The following is a 21,897-nucleotide window of genomic DNA, read 5'->3' as shown; positions in this document are numbered from 1 at the left end:
TCAAATAGTTGCGGGCTGACGGTCGATCTTGTTGAGCAAACTCGCCAGCTCGCCGTGATAGGCAGTCAAAAACGCCCTATTTTCCGTATGCCCACATATTGGCTCGCTGTCGAGCTGCCTCTTTCGAAGCACATTCCTAAGCTCTTCGCGCTGCGCCGGAGAGAGGAACATCAGGACAGCGTCCATCATCCCTTTCAATGCGCAGCACTGCCCCCCAAATGCCGCCATAGCCAACTCATTTAGTCTAACTAATTCCTGCAAACCCTTTAGACACGAGTCCCACTCAGTTTGATCTTTCATATCCGGTCAACTTTTCGGTTGTGAACACCGATCACTTCATCGATGCGCGCGCATCAAGCCAGAGCACGCCGCGCTGTCAACATGTGAGGATTGCCTTCGCGCCGCGATGAACCTACGGCGGTGTTTGACGCATGCTCCGCTTGCCCGACTTTAAATACAGCAACTGCGTCCCGCAGTGTGTTTGCTTGTTCGGCCATCGCCTGAGCCGCGGCCGATGCCTGCTCCACCAAAGCTGCATTTTGCTGCGTCACCTCGTCCATTTGAGTGACCGCGACATTGACTTGCTCAATACCCTTTCCTTGCTCGGCAGAAGCCGCCGCGATTTCGCCCATTATGTCGGTTACCTGGCGCACAGCTTTGACAATGTCGCCCATTGTCGTACCGGCTCGCTGCACCTGCTCGGCCCCGATTGCGACTCGGCTAACTGAGTCAGTGATCAAGCTCTTGATTTCCTTAGCAGCGGACGCGCTCCGTTGCGCAAGGGTACGGACTTCGCCCGCTACGACGGCAAATCCGCGGCCGTGGTCGCCTGCTCGGGCGGCTTCAACAGCGGCATTTAACGCGAGGATATTGGTTTGGAACGCGATCCCCTCGATAACAGAGATTATTTCAGCGACTTTCGCCGAGCTGTCCGAAATCGATTGCATCGTTTGGATGACGCCGTCCACTACTTGTCCACCCTTCGTCGCAACGTCGCAAGCAGACCCGGCAAGTGTATTAGCGTGGAGCGCACTTTCAGTGTTTTGCCGAACTGTCGCGGTTAGCTGCTCCATACTCGCAGCAGTCTCTTCTAGCGATGCTGCCTGCTCTTCTGTGCGCTGTGACAGGTTTTGATTGCCATCGGCAATTTCCGACGCCGACACTTGAATCGACTCGGCGGAGGTTTGAATGTCGGCGACGACGCTAGCCAATTGTTGTCTCATCATCTCGAGCGAACTCATCAGGCTCGCCGGCGCAGCGCCATGAAGCGAGACCTTGGCAGCAAGATTGCCCTTTGCGATTTGACTCGCCACCTCTGCTGCCTGGACAGGCTCGCCCCCGAGAGCACGGATGATTCCCCGCGTGATCAGGGTTCCCAAGATCACCGCCAAGAGGACTGTAACTGTTCCGGATATTGACAACGTCAACTTCGTCGACGTGCTAAGCGCCGCAACCGCGTCCGACCTCTGGTCAAGGAGCGTTTCCTCAGCCCGATTGAACTCAGTCGCGACGGATCGATACCGGTCCATAGCCTGCTTGTCGTTGCCCTGTTTGAAATAGTCGATCAGAGCGCTCGCCGGTTGCTTACCGCTGTTGACGTCTCGCCGCAAAGCTATCAGGTTCTCGTCCACGTTCCTGATCTTTTCATGCATGTCAAGGAGCGTGGCCAAACGAGTCTGTTGCATTGCGTTGTCGGACGTCAGCGACTTAACCTCGTCAAATCGCGTTTGGAATCGGGCCTTGCCCGCATTGTAGGGCTCTAGAAACTTCTCTTCGCCCGACGCCACAAACCCGCGCACCCCGGTTTCCATGTTGACCATACTGGCTAGCATCTCGTCGCTGGTTCGTAGAACCTGATAGCTGTGGACGTTCCAGCCATTTGCCTGATTAAGGTGCATGAAATTGATGATCGATATAGTGCTCCCGATCAACGAAATTGCGATCACCACACCGAATGCTGCTGCAAGTTTTCTACCGACGGTCATGTTCATGACGTTCTCCTGTTTTCCCGACCCCTAACCTCTTTACGGAAGAAACTTGACCGGATTGAGGTTCCAAGGAAAACATTTTTTTGCATCTCTTGCGTTTGATCAAATTCCTTGAATTCCCTAGTTAGGATTTCGAATGATATCGATGCCTTACTATCAACCAATGGGGCTAGCGCGTAACACGTTGATTCGGGTTTCACAGAATCTATAAGTGCCCCGACGTTCACCTCGCTCACTTGAGAAATTTACAGCGATGTGCTAGAGGTTTTGGACGAGATGCCTTGTCTCGTATCGAGTGGCAAGCTTGCGCATTCCCACTCCGTCGCACGCGTATCATCCTAGTGGAAGGTGTTCATCAAATCGGTAAGTGATCCGATGCATTCCTCAGACATTCAGCGTCATCGGTGCGGCGCTCCCCCGGGTAGCGCAACCGACCATCTCACGCTTCGTCGACCAGCATGTCCACAAATCCGAAAGAATTCTCTCGCCGATGTATGCAGATTTAAGATCTGCCATACTGCGAATCTCCCTACGCAACGCGATAAATCCCCGGCCGTCGTGTAGTTCGCGAGTCAGGGCAACTGTCGTTCAGCTCTTTCGGCCAGCAGCAACTATCGCATGGGTCGCTCGCATACCCTGCCGCCGATCATCGCGGATTAGCTTTCCGTTAGATCACACTCAAGTGTGTCGAATATTTGCTGCGTCTCATGACTCGTGGCTTCGAGGGCAAACACTAGGAGCGAGCGGCCGGTGACCTGATAGGTGTCCCTCGATTTGAACGCAGGCAGTTCGCCGCGAATGGGTACGTTCGTGTCGAGCAAGCACGTCCAGTGATCTACGTCTGCAATTGCCGGGAGGGTGAAATTAACGACGTCGTGATGCGCGTTGAAGATCAAAAGCAGCGTAGCGTCGGACGCCGGCTTGCGGATGCCGCTCGCTTGAGCGCGGCCATCGACGACCAGCCCAAAGCATCGCATCGAAGCGTCGTCCCACTGCTGTTGAGACAAATCCTCACCGGCGGGCGACAGCCACCGCGCATCGGTTACGCCGAGCGCTTCGTTATATTCCCCGGTCAAGAAGCGGGCACGTCGAAGAACCGGCAACCGGCGACGAAGCGTCGTCAGCATCCGGACGAATTCCGTCAGGGTGCGCCCTCGGTCATCGATCTGCTCCCAGTTGACCCAACTGATCTCGTTATCCTGACAGTAAGCGTTATTATTGCCGTTTTGCGTGCGCCCGAACTCGTCACCGGCCAGGATCATTGGCGTGCCCTGCGACAGCAGCAGCGTTGCGAGCATGTTGCGCTTCTGACGCTCACGATCTTCTTCGATCCGTGCATCGTCGGTCGGGCCTTCGGCGCCCATGTTCCACGAACGATTGTCGGAATGTCCGTCCTTGTTGTCTTCGCCGTTCGCGTCGTTGTGCTTGTCGTTGTACGACACGATATCGTTCAGGGTAAAGCCATCGTGGGCGGCGACGAAGTTGACGCTGGCCCACGGCCTCCGGCCGCGGCGATTGAACTTGTCGCCCGAAGCTGTGATGCGCTTTGCGAGTTCCGGGACCTTCCCCTCGTCACCTTTCCAGTACGAACGCACTGTATCGCGGAACGTATCGTTCCACTCGGCCCAGCCCGGCGGGAATCCACCGACCTGATACCCCCCGGGTCCGCAGTCCCAGGGCTCGGCAATCAGTCGCACACTGGAGAGCACCGGATCCTGTCTGCAACTGTCGAGAAAACCACCGCCCTCGTCGAACCCATGGGGTTCACGCCCGAGAATGGTGGCAAGGTCGAACCGAAATCCGTCGACCTTCATTTCGGTTACCCAATAGCGCAGACTGTCCGTCACCATTTGCAGCACGCGTGGATGCGAGAGGTTCAGCGTGTTTCCGGTTCCAGTGTCATTGATGTAGAAGCGGCGCTGATCGGGAAGCAACCGATAGTACGAAGCGTTGTCGATCCCCTTGAAAGACAGCGTCGGGCCGCGCTCGTTGCCTTCTGCGGTGTGGTTATAAACCACGTCGAGGATGACTTCGAGCCCCGCCTCGTGATAGCGGTCGACCATGTGCTTGAATTCGGCAAGCTGCTCGATCTCTCCGGAGAAATACCGTGGGTCGGCGGCAAAAAAGCCGATTGTGTTGTAACCCCAGTAATTAGTCAGGCCCTTGTCGAGCAGATAGCTGTCGTTGACGAAGGTATGAATCGGCATGAGCTCGACGGTAGTGACGCCCAAGCTCTTGACGTAGTCGACGATTACCGGCTCGCCCATGCCTGCGAACGTACCGCGCAGCCGCTCCGGCACCTGCGGGTGTTTTTTTGTGAAGCCCCGGACATGGGCCTCGTAAAAAACGACACTATCCCAGCCGAGCGCGCTGCGCTCGGGATGAGACCACGAGAACGTGGAGTCGACGACCTTGCACTTCGGAACGAACGGCGCACTGTCGCGTTCATCGAACGATAAATCCCCTTCCGGCGAATCGAGGGTGTAGCCGAAAATCTCCGGCGCCCACTTGAGCTCGCCGATGTGCGCTTTGGCGTAGGGGTCCAGCAACAGCTTGTTCGGGTTGAAGCGATGACCATTCCCGGGGTCATAGGGTCCATGGACACGGTAGCCGTAGACGGCACCCGGCCGCAGGCCCGGGACGTAGACGTGAAACACCTCGTCGGTGTATTCGGGCAGTTCGATGCGTTCGAGTTCCGTGTGTCCTTCATCATCGAACAGGCACAACTCGACCTTGGTGGCGTTTGCAGAGAACAACGCGAAATTCACGCCTTTGCCGTCCCAGGTCGCGCCCAACGGAAACGGAGCGCCCTCCTCGATGGACTCGCCGAACGTGCGGCTTGCGGCCTTGGTCTGTGCTTCGGATTCGGAGATGGGTGAGTCGTTGTGCATATCCATGTCGACGGTCTCAAGGAGTGGCGCGGCGAGAGCGTTGCGCAACAATCGCGCCCGCCCCCGCGGTACCGAGGGCATTGCACCACCCTCGACGGTGCCCAATGACAACTGCCTATTTTTATATGCTGTCGGTCGCCCCGCCCGAGCCCAAATCAGCGCCCGTCGTTGGGTCAATGCTCGTATCCGAGGCGGTACGAGAGGCCATCGCCTTGAGCACATCGAGATCAGCTTCCTGAACGTTCACGGTTGCCGTGCCATCGCCACCGTCCACTGCGGGCTCCGGGTGCGAAACGAACTCCCAGTCACTGCCTTCGTTCCAAGGACCACGGGCGTCAGCACCTTTCGACAGATCGTAGTAGACGCTTGTAAATTTGGGGTCGCCCGGGAGTTTCCCCTGCGGGAAGTTTGGCTGAATTGAATGCAAAGCCTTTTCAAACGATTTCTGATGGGCAATCTCGCGGGTCATTAGGAAACCGAGCGCTTCACGTATGCCAGAATCGTCAGTGACGCTAATTAGCCGTTCGTAGACGATCTTCGCCCGTGCTTCGGCAGCGATGTTCGAACGAAGGTCCGCCGTAGGCTCTCCAATCGTATCGATATAGGCAGCGGTCCGGCACTCCCGCCGAGTTGGTCAATGCTGGCCCCCCGCCATAGAGCAACGCAGTGATGTGCGAATCGTTGCCTCCCCCTGTCAGAGAGCGGTACAACTCGGCCTCTTCTTCGACCGCCTCCGCCAACTGGCCTTTGGCGCCTTTATTGAGCATCGCGACGATAGATCCGATCACTTCGAGATGGCTCAATTCTTCCGTGGCGATGTCAAAGAGCATGTCTTTCCGGCCAGGGTCATCCTCAGCGACGGCTTGTGTGAAGTACCAGCAGGCTGCGGCGAGTCACCCTGCGGCCCGCCAAACTGTTCGAGAAGCAAATTGGCGTGACCAGGATTCGGCGCTGCCACACGCAAGGTGTATTGGAGGCGCTTGTTATGAGCAAACATCGCGTTCTCCTTTTTTGAGGAAAAGCGTTGCCCGCCACGTGACGCGGCAATCACTCAACGGTAGATACAAGTCACCACGCACTCCCTGAAAGGAAGTCAATGACTAGTGTGGAGTCTCGGATTCGAACGAACCCGGCTAGGACGCGGTGCGACGTGCCGCGAGAGAGACTGTCGCGATGCAGTCTTCGCACGGGACGTGCCACGTCAGCACGCGTCGGGCGCATTGAGGCGCGGGTCAAAGGCGAGCCTCTCGAGTCGCGGGAAAGAATGCGTGGTAGATTGCGCCGCGTAACTTGGCCTACCCAGCGGAGCCGTGTAAAAACCAGCGACATGTCGCGGTAGTCAGTGGAGTGGCAGTTCTTTCCAGGCAAACGCCTGCGTCACGTTGTGTCCGATCATGTCTGCGATGAACTTTCGCGCTGCCGTGCCGCCCGCGTCCATTGCAGCATCCGCCGACCCAAAAGGGTTTCCGGCTACGTTGCCAACGCGAATTCGTGAGGATTGTTCAGTAATTTCGTCGCGCTCTGCGATCTGAATCACGGGTACATAACCCACTTCGCGCGATCCCTGCGTACTGCGCCATTCAGATTGTTCGATATACACGAAGACATAGAAGCCTCGATATTCAAATGCTTTACCCATGCGATGCCTGTTGCGACTAAAACAATTTATCGATGTCGGCGCGTAGCCAGAATTGTGGTCACTTCCTCGACAGCGCGCACGGAATTTTCTTCTTCACTTGACGCAATTGCCGTCGCCGTGCACACGCCGTCCTTGCGATCTGCGGCTCGAGTCGAAGCGAATCCTCGTCCCGAGGTCGTGTAGCGATCAAAACCGGACCTCGATATATTGAGGTGGGCACGCGAATCGCTTCGACGAATGCGTGGATGCAACTTGTCGGAGACTACCATGGCCAAGAACTCACGCAAGCCTAGCGAGCTCGTAAAACCCGCCGCAATCCTTGGTGTGATCCAAGGGGGAAGGCGGACCATTGGGGTGACATGCCTTGCGCCATGGCGGTGAGCACACCTTGCCCCCGCGGTGCGTTCGATACTCCCTGTTTAAGGCCCCATCGCTGCGACGTACGCCCATCGACGCGCCCGATCACGACGCACCAAAGATCAATGCAACAACACGTAGGCCCGTATGCCACAACGATTTCTATCGGGCGAGCAATGGAATCGAGGGCGTCAAGCCGCCCATGTGCCCGTCCGTGTTCTCGCAGTCGACGACAATCGTGACACCCTGGAGGTTATCTCCATTGTGCTCACGCTTCATGGATACGCCGTCTCGACGGCGCTCGATGGTGCTTCGGCGATTCGATCCGCGGCACTTGCACAGCCTGACGTTGTCCTCCTGGACATTACACTGCCGGACATGAGCGGCGTTGATGTGTTGAGGGCATTGCGAAGCCGCGGCGTTACCTGCCCCGCCGTAGCGTGGACGGCAGTTAGCTTTGACTCGGACAAGCTGGCCTATCGAAAAGCGGGCTTCGACGCCTTCTGCGGCAAGCCTGGTGACATGGACCTGCTAGTTCGCATATTGCTCGCGTTGACGCAGCCGGATGGTGCGCCATCCGTGGCTGATCGATGACAGGGTTCATGGACGCGTTAAATGCGGCCTACCCGAAAGGAGCGCGTGCATCAGTCACGATTCGCAGCCGGTTTTTCGAGAGTGGGGACGTACCTAGCAATGCGCCGCACGTAGCAGAGAGCGGTTGGAACCTTGCTTTTCTTGATGCGTCGCTTGGCGATGAGCCGTATTCATCGCCAAGTTGGAAAAGAGTCGATCGAGAGATGGGGTCTCGCTACAAGCCCCACGTGCCGTAAATTCGCTAGCCTATTCCGGCCGCGCCATGTCCGCGGCGACGAGCGGCGAGCCAGTTCATGGCCGGCCCTCGACAGCCAAGGAGACGAACGGCTCCGATGTGCCCGCTCCCAACGCACGGGAACAAAGGCTTGCAATCTCATGCTCGCTTTACTTTGACGTGCGCGTGGAAGCTTCCATTGATCCGTGTGACGACGAGATGCGGACTTGGTAGTCACGTCCGGTCAGCGGGCGTTGGCCTTTGCTTCGCACGCCACGCCCGTTTCGCTGTCTTGCGACAGTGGATTCATGCATCGCTGATTGCAAGGCAATTGGTTCGGCATGCTTTAGCCGGCGAACGGACAGGATGCGTTTCACGCGTTCTATTCATCGTACAACCCGAAACTGCCTACAACTCGGCACCGACATCCAACGCCAACGAAGTCGCCTGCGCAGCCCGGTGCTGCGCGGAAGAGTCGGCACGAGAAGCTTCGCGACTGACGCCAATCGAATACGGAAGTGAGAACTAAGCGTTTGAGCCCACGCAACGGCATCCGAGGTTGACAGTCGAGCACATTAGCGCATCCTTAGGTGATCCTCAACAGCTACCGCCCCAAGTCAAGTCCGCCGACGTTGCGCAGGCACAAAATGCGCGAGTTCATTCAAAGAAAATTCTCATTCCGGCGCGGCTGCATTCGTTACGTTCCGCAACGATCTTGTCGGTAAGACCAATGCACGCCATGAACGACCCGGACGTTTTCTTCGCGACAAAGTACACGCGGTGTTGCGGTGACAACTCACTGACGTGTCGCTTCATACACGTTACGACCTTGTCTTCGTCAGGAATTTTCGAGCTGCAGAGTTTGAAAGCATCTTCTCCGCACGCACGACTCTCGTCGTCGCGTTGATCCGCGTGTGCGCCCGCTGCGGCAAGAGCCTCGCAGCAACCGACGGTTCCAGATAACGACGTCGTACTGAGATTCATTGCGATGGCCCCATGAACGACACCAACGTGGCATCCACAATTTGCTATCAGCGGTTTATGCCCGTTCTGGCCGCGTCTACGCTCAGGACAATAGACCGCGCTAACCCGTGGGCACTGTCCGCGTCCGCTTTGCGCGCAACAGCGTGCCATCAGCGCAATTGGGACGTTGAGAAGCGCGCATTGTGCGATGCGAGACCGGGCTAACCCGCGAGGCATCCGCAGTACGCAAGTCTGCGTCAGCAAATCCACCGCTCATCGCGCAGATGCAGAGGCGCAGTTGCCGCTACGTTTGGCCCTCCATTTACGACGGCGACGGTAGTCCACCTCGCGCTGACATCGAGGCCCGGCAATCGAAAGTTATCGTCGGCTGGAGTATGCATTCCGTTCCTGAGAACGGCGAACCAGATCTTAGAAGAATCTAGGCCTGTTTCGATCGCCTTCGCTCCCGATTGCACTACGATTCTTTCGGATGTTCCAGAAAGAATCGGAGCATTTCTGCGCTTGCATCAGGCCCGCGTGGATCCGTGAACGTTCCCTGCGCATTGCCACCCGACCACGCATGCCCAGCACCATGCACGATCCATAGCTCTGCGTCGATGCCATTGCTTGATATTATCCGCGAGGCCTTGGAGGCACGATTACCTGCTTTCTGCGCGCGTATCCCACCGTCGATGTCCAGCCTCGCGTCGAAGCCCTGTGCGATTCGCATGGCATTAGCGACATTAACCGTGGTATCCGCGTCTCCGTGAAACACGATCATCGGTCGACGAGGTGCGTGTGTCTCGTGGCCAGCGCGCCCCATCCATGGATGGCGTCCACCCTTCATGGCCGCAAGCGCGGAGGGCAAATCGTGCGCGCATCGCGCTGGGAGACCCGAATGCACGCCGGCAGCGGCGAAGACGTCGGGATAGGCGTCAACTATATTTGCCGCCATCGCTCCACCCGCAGATAAACCAGCGATGAAGACACGGTCCCGATCGACATTGAGCGTCGAAGCAATTTCGCGCGCAATTCCTACGATCAGTGAAGCCTCACCGCTCTCGCGAGTTTGATCCTCTGGTTTGAACCAATTCCAGCACTTGGATGGGTTTGCCTGGGCTGGCTGCTCAGGATACGCAACGAGACATCGATGTCGTTGAGCAAGCGCGTCCATCTGCGTGCCAGCGGCGAAATCGTCAGCGCTCTGCGTGCACCCATGCAACATCACGATCAGCGGGAGCGCATCGTCGTTTTCACGCGGCGGCACATATAACCGATATTTACGGCTGCCAGCGGCGTTCGAATATCTATGCGTGCTGACATGCCCGAGATCCTCTACATCGACGCACTCTTCTGCCGCGCCGAACGCGAAACGCTCGTTCGCCGTATTCGCAAATGACGGGAGTGACGCGCCCTGCCCAGTTTGATGCGAATCGACGTCATACATCTTGTCGGCGACGTTGGCGTGCAACGCACGTTGAATGGCTTCCGTCGCCTTGGCGGGACCATGTTCGCGCAGTAACGCCATCGCGCCGCGCATAGAACTCAAAAATCCTTCGTTCAATTTCATCGCATTTTTCCCCGTTCCTGGGTAACGATCCGGCTAGCGAAATCTATCGGCGAGCGCAGCCTTAACGGCAGGCGACGCGTGAAACGCTCCGAGAACCACCACACTTTCGATGGTTGCGAGGGCGAGTTCGGGCGAGACATCCGGTGCGATGCTGGCGAGGCCCAGCACATGGATATTCAGGCGCTGGTGGGCAGCGCGAACCGCCTCGAGGTCCTGTTTGGAGAAATGCTGAAGCCCCAAGACCAGCGCGCGCCGCGTGACGGTTTCGCGCACCACCTGCGCGTGCAACGAAAGATGGTTGCGAATCGCCGTTCGGATCACGTCGCTGCGGTTAGCGTAAAAGCCCTCTTCGACCAGAAGATCGATTTGGCCGAGATCAACCGGGCCCAAGTTGATCGTGATCTTTTCTGAGTCACCGATTTTCGGCCCGGTCGTCAATTTTTTCACGATTCCATCCATTCGCCATCCATATGGATGGTTATAGGCGGGTTTTCGACGCAGTGCAACAAATACTTTTGGGGTCAGACCATCTTATCGGGCGCTATGCCGGGCGGCGAAATGGGGGAGTCATTTCCCAACCGAGCCGAGGTGTTCGCGCGACCGCTGTCCTCGAGCGATGCTCGATTTCACGCTCTATATCCAGGCGCGATCCTCCCGGAGGTCTGACCACAGGCGCAGTCGAGCTCAACTCGGTGACGTAGCCCGAGCATGGCCGCTAGTACATCCTGTTGCAGTCGCTTGCTTTTTCGCAACCAAGGGAACGCGCGGGCGCGAGGCCCCTTCCGGTGGAGTACGGAAAGTTTCAGACCAACTCGCTTGCCTTTAGCACGGCGCGCTGTCCATCCGGTGGTACCGGCATGCTGCCGACTACGCGCACAATCAGCTGTTGGTTGAGCTTGAACGCTAGCAGCATTGTTGTCTCGATACTCGGCGCCAGGGCGCTCGCGCGGCCTCAAATGAAAGCGTACAACCTACATACCCGCGGTCGAACCCGTAAGCCGAGAAGAGCACACCTTCAGTCGGCGAATAGAGTGGTGCTGTCAGTGCGAGGTCGGTCATGATTGCCTCGATTGGCTGCGCCGAGACTCGCCGCATGCGGCATAGCTTTCGCTGGAGCGACGCTCGACCAAGGCGTAAGACCGCTCGCCTTGTTGGAGTCCACCAGCCGCAGCACACGCGATCCGTCTCCGAACAACAAGCACTCGAATTCGATTCCATGGCGGAAGGACGGGACACCGCTTTCGAAGAGTCCTCGCTCGATCGTGAACTGTAGCCGGCCCTCTTTTAAAAGCTCGAGAGTGCTGTCTCTACTGTTGCCGGATATGCCCCATCGATTCATTAGGGTTGCTGCAATATCGGCGTCATGAACCATGGTTCGCCTCCCAGATTGTGCGGCTGAGACCTACAGGTTGGTGTGATGCTTGCGCCAGCGTAACAAATTTGATGCAGTGCAATATTCCGAAATACCCGTCCGACGGAGATTGTTCTTCCATTTGCGAGGATGCAGAACGGCGGGCCGATTCGGTAGGGTCGAATTTCGGTCGTGTGCGGTACATGTCGCGAGGAAAATACTGTATTTTTGTACAGTATATCGCCGATTTCAAACCATGCGCCGAGAACCCCTTATCGCAGCCAGGCTCGCGAAAATTGACGACGTCGATTCGTCGGTCATGTTGGAGCTTCGCTGGGAAGTCCACAGGCTGCGTGCGACGATTCGCCGGGCCGAATAGGTAAGACGCATGTGTAACGGTGCGCCGGCGGGCGTTTCAAACCAGTCGTGGGACTCGTACGTAGAGTTGCTCGAACGCGAACCGGCGTTGAGTGGTCCCCCGACGCAGCGGCAACGAAACAAGATTGACCGAGCGCTCCACCAGCTGAGAGCGACCCGAAGTCCGCGTTAAACCTGGTGCGTCATGCTCCCGATTACGCAGGCTGGTACTGTCAACGCCGAATCGCGACAAACTACAAACGCGGTGGCGTTCACCCTCAGCCCCACTCGCGGGCGCGGACCCACGCATGCGCCCAAGCGATACCGACTTCCTGCGCGGATGCGCTCGGTTCGCGGCTCGAATCGCAACGCTGCAGCGTCACTCACGCCTCTAACCGCGACGATACGCACTCAGCCCTTTCGGGTTACGGGAAAAGTCTGGGATTCGCTGCTTAACCAATTCAAGTTTTTTCCGCATCCCCCGGCCGTCCCGCTGGGGCAACTATGGATGCACGTCAACGGCTAACAACGACCGGGATGCACCGATGGTCCGGGACAGCAACGCAGGAGCAAAAATCACCCGCTGCTAGATGTGTCTCAAATCGGTGAACAGAGGTCTAGACAGCCTTCTCTAGCAAGCGTTTGGGGTTGAATTGCCCCACGGTAGGGCGCGTCGAAAATCGAAACGTGGGACGCTTCTGTTATTCGCGGCCAGAAAGCGCAGTCGATTCATCGCCGACCGGACAGCCGATAAAGGCTCGAATAAGCTAGACAAATCTGTCTTGCTCCTGAATGCTAGTTTATAACGGCGCATCAGCGCCGTCTGCTAGGCCGCACGAATCCTCGGGTGTTAGTTGCAACGAGCACGTCTTGTCATCCGTCGTGTCACTGACTTTCCCACGATAAAGATGCGTGGTCCGGGACGATAAAGTAGTGAAATGGAGGCTCGGTTTGAAGCGCTATGTAACGTCAGCCGAACGTCGGAGAATTAGCACGCGTTTGCGATGATTCCGGCGGTACGATTTCCGTCCTCCTCGGTCGCATGCAGACGTACATCGCGGTACCATCGAACACCGCGTGTTTCCCACTGAAATCACGAACCGCTTCGCACACACTCGCACTGCAGTTCCAGCGCGCAATCTTGGGACAAGGACGTAAATTGCAAACTCACAAGCGCATCTGGGCCGCAATCCATCTACAGAGGTGGTCCAACAACTGCGCGATCGACATTGGCGACACGCGAAGGGTCGACGTCACCGACCATGTGCTCGATCTCACTTTTTCTGAAGTGCAAGCTTTACGCGACGACGACGAGACGACCGATGTTCTAATTGCCGCCCGCAGCGCCGAACTCAGTGACTTCGATGGGCCCTTCAGCGTGCATGTGACGCGTCAAATCGCTGAATTCTTCGGCGTCGAGCAACTGAGCGACATCACTCCTGCGGTCTTTGCACAGGCAAGGGGGCGAAACTAGTTCGACTGCGCAGAGCACACGCGCGCTACCAGTGGTAGCCGCGAGTGATCCGCGAGTCGAATGAAACGTACCGGCGATGGTTTCATCTTTGCGCATTCCATTCGGAGTCGCGAGAGCCGCCTCGTGATTGACCGGTTGAAACTACGGATTGGAAGGTCGGGCCGTGACTTACGGCTATCGCCGTCCAAGCATCGCGGGAATTCCCCTCTCGTCAGGAAAGGAAGGTAGTCAGGCCGGCAAGCGAACCAGTATGCATCCGAGGTAGCTGCCAGTCGATCAATGTTGCCCTGAATCCACACGCTGCGCTTTGAGAGCCGCTCCGCACAAAGGCGCCTGTGCGCGACGACCGAACGTTAAGCGCAGGATTTGTCTCGCTCAGATGCAGCTTCCATTCCATTGCGCGGGCAGACAGGCTCATGGCGGAGTACATACTCTGGTGAGCCCCGCCCCAGTGAAAGGCGAAGGCGCAATATTCTCAGCGCCGCTTTCGTGTGCGAGTCAATTCGCGACAACGGACTCCGCTCGGCGTTTTCGCGATCGAATACTTTGCCACTCGCATTGCCCACCAACTGTTACTCATCCAAACGAACTAGTTCCCCGTCAACGTCATCAGCACGTCCGCGTACCAAGCGCTATTCAGGCCAAGCGAATCGTCTGCATCGACGTCACGACTACTCATGTCGATGCTCGAAGAGTGGACGCCCAGCAACATCCATGGAAGCTCACTGTCTGTTGTGAGGGCAGATTCGTCGCGCGCGACAACGGGAGCGCCGCTTGTTCCACGGTGCATTCGCGCATCCGTGACAAACACGCCGTTTCCCTGAAACCGGAATCCAAACGCGGAGGCAAGAATTCCATGGCGAGCGACGGGAAGATGATGGAGAGTATCGTGAAATCCTAATGGAAAGCCCACGATCAGAATGGACGAACCTATTTCGATTCCGCCTCGAGGCACGAGCAGGTGCTGCGGCTCGAAGAAGCAAATGAATGAGCGCGGAGGTAAGACATCGCGATTGATTTCCACCACCGCAACATCTACCGTTCCTCCGCCGTCTTCGGCCTGCCGCCACAGCCCCACCCCATCGTTATACAAGGGGATCGAGAACCATATGGATTGGCCAAGATTGCGAACGTCAATGTGCAGTTCAATCTCCACTGCGTCCGGCAAGTGACCGCTATCTTCGTCACACAGCACATGTCGGCTCGTCACGAGAAACAGACGCCCCGACCTCTTGAAAAAGAATCCGCTGGCGTTTGTGAGTATCTGTCGATTCCCGAGCGTCCGAATTCGGACGACGGCAAGTAACAACGAGTCCGGCCGACACTCCACACCACTTTCGCCAAGAGACGTCGGCGTCGTTGCGCTAGCTTCGTGATTCGACGAAATCGAATCCCTGTTGCCGTCGTGTACTCGGCTCGGCGGCGACATCAAGTCTCGCAGCGCCTCATGCTCAGGGCCCGAGCGGTCGCCGGACAAAAAGGCTTTCACGCTCGTCTCGGATGCACCTCCGCCTGAGGCATGGTTTGGCACATGCGTCACACGCAACTCACCACCTGATGTGCGACTGAGCAACCACTCGTCGCCGTTCGAGCTCACATAGAATTTCACGCTTCACCCTCGTTTGCACGGCACCTGATACTTCGACAATGGCCAGCTCGTCGCTCGCTCGGGTGAAGCACACTCTTCTAGCGGCTTTTCGTCCCTTTCGCCACAGGCTTTGTGGCTTTGACTGGAAAAATCAACTTGGAAAGCACCGCCGGCTTCGCGGGCTGTTTGGGTTTTTTCGGCTCGCGATTGCTACGAAGCTGGCCCTTGGCCATGATCATCTCCCCAAGTGGCTCGCCGACGATCGGCAAGTCGTGGCTAGTGTGTGCCGAAGCCCGTGTTCTGTCGCAGAATACTTTGTAAGTTCGATCCCGAGCGCGGTGGCATCGAACGGACCCGATATCGATTGACAGTCTTCGCGACGGGGCCGTACAGTCAGTTGTCATCACGCACAAAAAAAGCGTATCGCACGTCGACAGAGACATGCCGATCGCATCCAGCACGTCGTCAATTCGCATCCCTTGCGCCCCTCTTGGGTTCCCGTCACTGAGTCCGCGGGACATGTCTTGGTGGCTGCACTTGGACTACCTCACTCGCATGACAGCGAGCTGATTCCACCGCTGTTCCGCGCAGACTTTGGCGCGCGATTCTTGGACCGCAGCTGCTGCACGCTGTTCGCGCTGCCGACGCAAAGCTGATAGCTAAAAGGTCAACTGATAGCTCGGCGATTCACGTCATCGATACCCAGGTCATGCCAGTCGACGCAACTCGGTCACGATCGGCCGACACAACTTGGGAGGCATATAGGCTTACATACAGCTGCTATGCGCAGCGTGTTAGGGAGAGTCACCTCGTGGAACGAAAGACGGTTGCGTACCTCGGTTCCGAGCTGCACGTTGTCGTAGCCCATGACGTCGAGTCCGGGTTTTATATCGCGACGCAGGCCCTGCGCATGACCGATCGCGGTGGGTATTGCTCTGTTCCACCGCCATCCGCGCGGTTCCGCTCGGCGTCCGAGGCCTTCGCAGATGCATTCACGCGATTGCGTAAGGCGGCTGACGCGCGTTTTCGTATTGGAGAGAATGCCGGACGACGTGGCGGCTCTCGCTCATGAATGCAATTGCCGACGCACACACTCCTTTCGGTAGGAGAATCGACGTCACGGATCCGTGTTACGGATAAATCGGAAAGCGTGCTCGGCGCCATCGGCGCTGCGCGTTTCCGTGCGAAGGCCAGCGGTGGCCGACTGGAAGGACGCAATGAAAGCACGGCCCAGTATTGCGCGTGAGCATCATCGCTGCCGCATGGAGTACAGCGGAGAGTTGGCGAAGCATTCTTCTCACATCGGTAGCAGGCTGTCCCCCGAAAATATCGCCAGCGAGGTCGACGACACGATCGCCGTGTTTCTTGCCCGCCACGCCGCCTCTGATCTGATCCACTTTTTGTCGCTCCTGCGCGAGCTGCTGGAAGAGCGCGGACGCGGCGAGGCTGTCCGTGTGCTGTCGGGAAGGCTTGACACGCTTATGCCGACGGCCGCCATTGCGAAATCTAGGGGGAGCTAGTGGCGCAGCGAGAACGTTCTCGAGACTACGATCCTCCTGATCGAAGCAAGATGGCCGCGCGGCGGAGAGCCTACGAGATGCTGCGCAATCGACCAACGGACTATTGAGCGATTTGCGCGTATCGTCCGTACCGGATACGACGACAGTTTGATGCGGACGATCTCGATCAATTCTTCCCATAGCACTCGCTCTCAACGTGTCAGGGAGTCTGGCCGAAGGCCAGCGAGAAAATACGCCAGGCGGGTGAGTCACCCGCCCCATGACACACCTCGGTTACTTCGACATCGCGCCCGATGCAGGATGGTCCATGCCCATCGCGTCGTTCTTCTTCATCTTGCTGTCCTTGTTCATCTTGCTGTCCTTCTTCATCGCGTCTTTGCCCATCGCGTCTTTGCCCATTGCATCCTTGCCCATTGCATCGTTTGCCATTGCGCCGCTTGCTTGCGCGAACGCCGTAGATGCGGCCATTGCGATTGTCGCGGCGAATACTGCTGTGATGATTCGTTTCATTTCTGATCTCCTTGGTGGGTGATATTGGCCGCCGGGCATATGCCGGGGCCGAAAACTGAATCCATTCAGGAACCGCCGAACCAGTTGTAGCCCTGATCGACCCAATAGCCGCCCGGGTATTTGTTGGTCACGAAGAGCTCGACGATATGCTTCGGGTTCTTGTAGCCAAGCTTGGTTGGCATCCGCAGCTTCATCGGGTACCCATATTTCGCAGGCAAACGCTCGCCGTCGTAGTCGAACGTGAGCAGCGTTTGCGGGTGCATCGCGGTCGGCATGTCAATGCTTTCGTAGTAATCGTCCGCGCAACGAAAGCCGACGTACTTCGCCGAGGTGTCCGCGCCGACGCGACGCAGGAATTCGCTAAACGGCGTGCCGCCCCAGCGGCCGATCGCGCTCCAACCTTCGACGCAGATATGCCGCGTAATCTGCTCGGCCCGAGGAAGCGCATACAGTTCAGGCAACGACCAGGTACGTTGTCCCGTGACGAGACCACTCACCGTCAGGCGATAGTCGCTTCCGCTCACTTCCGGAACTTCGTCGATTCCGTAGAACGCGTTGAAAGGAAACGGCCGTGTGATCTCGGCTTCGGTGTAAGTCGGCGCAAGTAACTTCGGATCGAACAGCAACGCCTGCGCGCGATCGTTCAGGCGCGAGACCGCAGTGAGAAACTTGTTGACCGAGTCGTTGTCGGTGATCGAGCAGCCGGTCAGCAACGACAGGCCGCCGACCGTCAGCATCTGCTTGCCGAACCGGCGGCGGGCTGGCATATCCAGTTCGCGTCGCGCATCAGCGAGAATAGCTTCGCGGTCGAGCGTGAAAAGGCGTGCTTCCTTGATGTTCATGTCGTTTGTTCCAACGAATCAGCGGCCACGTAACATGATCAAAAGCGAACGCGGTACAAGCGCGACCATCGCGACATGCACGACGACAAACGCCGCCATTGCCGACATCGCGAAAAAGTGAACGATGCGCGCGTTGTCGTAGCCGCCCATCAGTGCGCGCAGCAGCGGAAACTGAACCGACTTCCAAATTACGAGCCCGGACAGTACGAGCACCATCAGATCAACGATGACGGCGAGATACGCAAGCTTCTGCACCGCGTTGTAATGCCCCAGATCGGCATGCGAGAGCCTGCCTTTCAGGGCAGCGACGAGATCGCACAACACGGCACGCGGCGAGAGTGGAAAAAACTTTGCGGTGAACCGGCCACTCGCCAGATTGATCGCGAGATAGACGAGCCCGTTGAAGACCAGGAGCCACATCGCCGCGAAGTGCCACTGCAGCGCACCACCGAGCCAGCCGCCCAGCGTAATCGCCGGCGGAATGATGATGTCCCGAAACACGGGCGACGCATCGTAGATGCGCCAGCCGGAAAACATCATGATCAGCGCCGCGAACGCGTTAATCCAATGCGTGAGGCGCAGCCATATCGGGTGAATCTGGGGATCGCGCGCAGAGATTGTGTGCGCAAGAGCGGGTTCCGCTTTCATCGTATCCATGTCGATCACCATGTCGATCGGGTACTTATGGATTCGTCGTGGAAGCGAACGTGGTTACAGCGTTGTGAAGATTTATACGCGTCGCACGTCGCGCGAGCTTTGCTGTAACTATGCCGGGCGGGCGAACGTAATACATACATCGACGATATCTGGAGTCAGGCCATGATGGCTCGCTTATTCACCGTGCTTTGCGCAGCAACGCTACTGGCGACGAACGCGCTCGCGGCTGCGCCGCGTCCCGTTGTCGTCGAGCTGTTCACATCAGAGGGCTGTTCGTCATGTCCGCCTGCTGACAGCTTTCTATCGGAATTGAATGACACGCGTGCGGACGTTCTGCCGCTGGCGTTTCATGTCACGTATTGGAATCAGCTCGGGTGGAAAGATCCCTTCTCGCTCGACGACGCCGATGCACGCCAAGCCCGATACGCTCAGCGCTTTCGTGGCTTTGAATACACGCCGCAAATGGTTATCGACGGCAAGGTCGAAGTCGTGGGATCGAATCGCACTGCGGCCAACAATGCGATCGATCAAGCGGTGCGCAACATCGATACTGCTGCGACGGTGAGCGGAACACGTGAAGGCGGTCACATTTCGGTGACGATTGGAGCGGGAACCGGACACGCACGCGCTGTACTCGTGGGTTAAGACACGCGTCGCGTCACGCCGGTTGGACGAGGAGAGAACGCAGGCCGCACGCTCACCGAATCTAACGTCGTGCGCGAGTTCGTACCAATTGGCCAATGGTCGGGCGCGATGGTGACGTTGAATGCGAACAGCGTTGCGGGTGAGCATCTGGCAGTCCTGCTCGAAGCAAGTGACGGCGCAATTGTCGGCGCCGCGCGGGTGGCGGATGTGCAAGGAACTCCCACGCGTTGACTTTCTGGGCAAACCGCATCCGATCTCCTGCGTCGCAGCCGAGTTGCTGGCTGCATACGTCTACTTGACCTGGCGGATTTACCCAAGCTCAGTCGGGTAGCCTCGACCTATCGACTCGTTGTGTGTCACCGGGCGGGTGTGTCTGAAGCGTTCAGGCGAGGGATCGGCCTTCCCTGCGGAGCGTGAAATTCGAGCCCACGTCTCTTGAGGCCCGGGGACTGCACATGCTTCGAGAATGCGCGCGCCGCCGCCTTGGTTGTTGGTGCTATCCGACGGGCCGGCCAGGATTGCGCTTCAATATACACACAGGGCTAGCGAGCGAAAGATCATCAAGTCATCCCCTCCTCTCCCCCGCAACGCCATATTCCGAATCGTCCGCGATGTCGCCGCTCGCTCACGTAACCCCATCGCGCGCGAGAATCCTAAGGGGGAAGCGCAGCGGCGTCGCGCTTGGCGGCAGAGAAGTGTCAGTCCAGGCGATTGGCGGGATCTACGCTCGCTAACTTGGCTGGAAAGCCCATTCCTGTGACACATTACGTATCATTCAATACGATTTGCTTGGCGGCTCGCAAGTAATGCCCACGAACCGTTCTCTATTCGTGCTCACCTCGCTGGGACGCGCGCGGCCGTGAAACATTGGTGCGAATTGGCCTTTAAAAGCACGCAAACCTTCGGCTGAACGTGGCTTTCGAGCATTTATAGAACGTATTCGATTGTTTCACGAAATGCCGCGTTTCCTGCGATCGCTTGAAAACTACCCCATTTCTCGCCAACGCTACATAGCTTGTTCTCCGCGTGACAGGCGGCAGTCGGTGTCCGTCTTTCGGTGCAGAGCCCATGGCGAAGCGAGCTTCATCGCCAGGTAAGTTTCGTTCGAGGCCTCGCGATTGCGAAGATTATTCGCCAATGAGTTCTGACTATTCGTCGCGGTTCCCTGTGACGCACTCATAGCTATCGCGTTGCATTCCGTATCGGTTACTCGTTCACCTGTCGATTTTCGTACCTGCATCGCTCGCCTGCTCATTATTAGGGACAGGTTGATTTCAACGTACTTCGACACTCTTTGTCTGCTGCTCGAGTCAGGCTTTCGGGCACGCAACGGCAAAAAGCCGATCCTAACTTCACGAGGACAGGCCCAAGTCTGAGCGCGGCTATCCAAAAGTGTTGCGACAACTTCTGCTGCTCGCATTGCGCGAGGCGGCGAGATATTGGCCTCGGCGGAGATACCGTCGGCTTAGCCCGACTAAGGTGCTCTAGTTTTCGATTTTGTTGACCTTCTCGCAGAGTAGGCACATTCGCTCGTTGCGTGCTCGCTGGGTCTTGGCAGACGAATTTCACGTGATTGGAGTCGGTCCAGTCTCGCTCGCATGTCCCGTCGATGTCGCATTTAGCATGAATTTTTTCGATGCTAAGGGCCAGAATCGGTCGCCGCCAGGAAAGTGCTTGTACCGCACGCGGGACGGATTGGTCCGTGCTCTCGTCGGTTCTTGATTCAAAAGCGGGTTACATCGAGTGGACACGGCTTTCGATAGTGCGTGGTGCGGCGCAGCCAGTGGCCTTCGTGATCCGCATTTCGACGCTTCGCGTATCCCCTGAGTTCGGACCTATCTATCCCGAGTCGCCATACGCGCAAGGACCTGTGCAGCGCGGCTAGCGGCCGGACAGAGTCAACCTCGGGTGGAACCAAATTTCAGTCAGCGGAGTCGCCTATGGTTGGGCGGCGTGACTAGCCTCTTTCTTCGGTCAAGCTCTCGTGGACCCGAAGACGGTTTTGTTGGCGTCTCTTCACAACTTCGTGAACGTGTGACGGCGTAGCTGAATCGACCCCGTACACATGTAAAACCGGGTGCCTCGTCGGTGCCTCGTCGGTGCCTCGTCGGTGCCTCGTTCCACGTGCACGCCCGCGAGCCATCCACCGGGCTCAAAATGACAAATGCAGGTTCTGGGTTGGTGCCGTCATTCACGAGAAACGGGCCGAGTGTTCGGAGTGGCACTGTCAGGTAGGTTCCACATGCGCCGGAGGTTCGTCCGGAGATGTCTTTGCGGCTAGTTGTCGCTGGCAACACTCATCGTCAGGAAGTGTCTCTACTAGAGACACTAGGGTAGCGCGGGAGACATTCGAGGATTTGGCAACCGCAGCGGGCGGCTTAGGTATGACTTGTCGAGTGTCTCTAATAGAGACACTCGACCGCCGGAGTCGTCGTGGTTTTTCGTCCGCCCGCCGACCACATCTTTTTAGTGCAGTCCCGACGCGCTCACGCGTCGGTCGGTTTCGAGCACGGAGAGGTCACCAATACACCTATTCGCGCGCGCGTTTGCCAGTCTGTTCGCGCAAGCTGGCGCACGTCCGACACATGAGTGTCTCTAATAGAGACACTCCAAGAACAATTCGAAAAAGTGCGACACGAACTCGCATCGCCACCGAAGTCATGTGTCTCTAATAGAGACATCATGACTTCGACTCCCCCATCCGGCACCCCGTGCATAGAGGTGTGTCTCTATTAGA

The 21,897-nt window shown here is 57.5% G+C and carries 14 protein-coding genes and 2 pseudogenes; 4 read left to right on the top strand and 12 right to left on the bottom strand.

The window, feature by feature from the left end:
- The 5 genes and pseudogenes from ACMFWR_RS31530 to ACMFWR_RS31510 all read right to left on the bottom strand — a co-directional run bounded on the left by ACMFWR_RS31530 (nucleotide 1) and on the right by ACMFWR_RS31510 (nucleotide 6,518).
- Nucleotides 1–300 (bottom strand): hypothetical protein, encoded by a 300-nt coding sequence (locus ACMFWR_RS31530; protein ID WP_413197713.1) that lies wholly within the window; start codon nucleotides 298–300, stop codon nucleotides 1–3.
- A gap of 53 nt (nucleotides 301–353) precedes the next feature.
- Entirely contained in the window at nucleotides 354–1,991 is a 1,638-nt protein-coding gene (locus ACMFWR_RS31525) for a methyl-accepting chemotaxis protein (protein ID WP_413197712.1), read from the bottom strand.
- Nucleotides 1,992–2,644: 653 nt separating this feature from the next.
- Entirely contained in the window at nucleotides 2,645–4,879 is a 2,235-nt protein-coding gene (gene glgX, locus ACMFWR_RS31520; RefSeq protein ID WP_413197763.1) for a glycogen debranching protein GlgX, read from the bottom strand.
- A 121-nt stretch (nucleotides 4,880–5,000) separates the two neighbouring features.
- A pseudogene (locus ACMFWR_RS31515) lies at nucleotides 5,001–5,876 on the bottom strand (manganese catalase family protein).
- 342 nt (nucleotides 5,877–6,218) lie between these two features.
- Complete coding sequence (locus tag ACMFWR_RS31510) at nucleotides 6,219–6,518, bottom strand: hypothetical protein (RefSeq protein WP_413197711.1); 300 nt, start codon at nucleotides 6,516–6,518, stop codon at nucleotides 6,219–6,221.
- A gap of 504 nt (nucleotides 6,519–7,022) precedes the next feature.
- Here ACMFWR_RS31510 and ACMFWR_RS31505 point away from each other — a divergent pair.
- Complete coding sequence (locus tag ACMFWR_RS31505) at nucleotides 7,023–7,469, top strand: response regulator transcription factor (RefSeq protein ID WP_413197710.1); 447 nt, start codon at nucleotides 7,023–7,025, stop codon at nucleotides 7,467–7,469.
- An 871-nt stretch (nucleotides 7,470–8,340) separates the two neighbouring features.
- Here the strand turns inward: ACMFWR_RS31505 and ACMFWR_RS31500 are convergent.
- The 3 genes from ACMFWR_RS31500 to ACMFWR_RS31490 form a co-directional block, all read right to left on the bottom strand.
- Nucleotides 8,341–8,667, bottom strand: a complete 327-nt coding sequence (locus tag ACMFWR_RS31500; RefSeq protein ID WP_413197709.1) for a hypothetical protein — start codon at nucleotides 8,665–8,667, stop codon at nucleotides 8,341–8,343.
- 454 nt (nucleotides 8,668–9,121) lie between these two features.
- Entirely contained in the window at nucleotides 9,122–10,216 is a 1,095-nt protein-coding gene (locus ACMFWR_RS31495; protein WP_413197708.1) for an alpha/beta hydrolase family esterase, read from the bottom strand.
- 33 nt (nucleotides 10,217–10,249) lie between these two features.
- A complete protein-coding gene (locus tag ACMFWR_RS31490; RefSeq protein ID WP_413197707.1) occupies nucleotides 10,250–10,675 on the bottom strand; it encodes a CopG family transcriptional regulator in 426 nt (141 codons plus the stop codon).
- Nucleotides 10,676–13,083: 2,408 nt separating this feature from the next.
- On the opposite strand from ACMFWR_RS31490, the gene ACMFWR_RS31485 reads away from it, so the two are divergent.
- Nucleotides 13,084–13,398: a hypothetical protein gene (locus tag ACMFWR_RS31485; RefSeq protein WP_413197706.1), complete on the top strand. Its 315-nt coding sequence runs from the start codon at nucleotides 13,084–13,086 to the stop codon at nucleotides 13,396–13,398.
- 589 nt (nucleotides 13,399–13,987) lie between these two features.
- Here the strand turns inward: ACMFWR_RS31485 and ACMFWR_RS31480 are convergent.
- On the bottom strand, nucleotides 13,988–15,007 hold the full coding sequence (locus tag ACMFWR_RS31480) for a S1 family peptidase (protein ID WP_413197705.1): 1,020 nt from the start codon (nucleotides 15,005–15,007) through the stop codon (nucleotides 13,988–13,990).
- A 1,196-nt stretch (nucleotides 15,008–16,203) separates the two neighbouring features.
- On the opposite strand from ACMFWR_RS31480, the gene ACMFWR_RS31475 reads away from it, so the two are divergent.
- A complete protein-coding gene (locus tag ACMFWR_RS31475; RefSeq protein WP_413197704.1) occupies nucleotides 16,204–16,506 on the top strand; it encodes a hypothetical protein in 303 nt (100 codons plus the stop codon).
- Nucleotides 16,507–16,779: 273 nt separating this feature from the next.
- On the opposite strand, the gene ACMFWR_RS31470 is transcribed toward ACMFWR_RS31475, so the two are convergent.
- The 3 genes from ACMFWR_RS31470 to ACMFWR_RS31460 all read right to left on the bottom strand — a co-directional run bounded on the left by ACMFWR_RS31470 (nucleotide 16,780) and on the right by ACMFWR_RS31460 (nucleotide 18,515).
- The gene (locus tag ACMFWR_RS31470) at nucleotides 16,780–17,016 is read right to left on the bottom strand and encodes a pentapeptide MXKDX repeat protein (protein WP_413197703.1); all 237 of its coding nucleotides are present in this window, start codon (nucleotides 17,014–17,016) and stop codon (nucleotides 16,780–16,782) included.
- Between the two features lie 65 nt (nucleotides 17,017–17,081).
- Nucleotides 17,082–17,858, bottom strand: a complete 777-nt coding sequence (locus ACMFWR_RS31465) for a molybdopterin-dependent oxidoreductase (RefSeq protein ID WP_413197702.1) — start codon at nucleotides 17,856–17,858, stop codon at nucleotides 17,082–17,084.
- Between the two features lie 18 nt (nucleotides 17,859–17,876).
- Nucleotides 17,877–18,515, bottom strand: a complete 639-nt coding sequence (locus tag ACMFWR_RS31460) for a cytochrome b/b6 domain-containing protein (RefSeq protein WP_413197701.1) — start codon at nucleotides 18,513–18,515, stop codon at nucleotides 17,877–17,879.
- A 162-nt stretch (nucleotides 18,516–18,677) separates the two neighbouring features.
- On the opposite strand from ACMFWR_RS31460, the pseudogene ACMFWR_RS31455 reads away from it, so the two are divergent.
- A pseudogene (locus ACMFWR_RS31455) lies at nucleotides 18,678–19,391 on the top strand (DUF1223 domain-containing protein).
- The last annotated feature ends 2,506 nt before the right edge of the window (nucleotides 19,392–21,897 follow it).

Origin of the sequence: Pararobbsia alpina (genome assembly GCF_965118125.1) — a bacterium.
Classification (GTDB): Bacteria; Pseudomonadota; Gammaproteobacteria; order Burkholderiales; family Burkholderiaceae; genus Pararobbsia; species Pararobbsia alpina_A.
The sequence above is the reverse complement of the archived record's forward strand: the minus strand, read 5'-3'. Positions and strand labels throughout refer to the sequence as shown.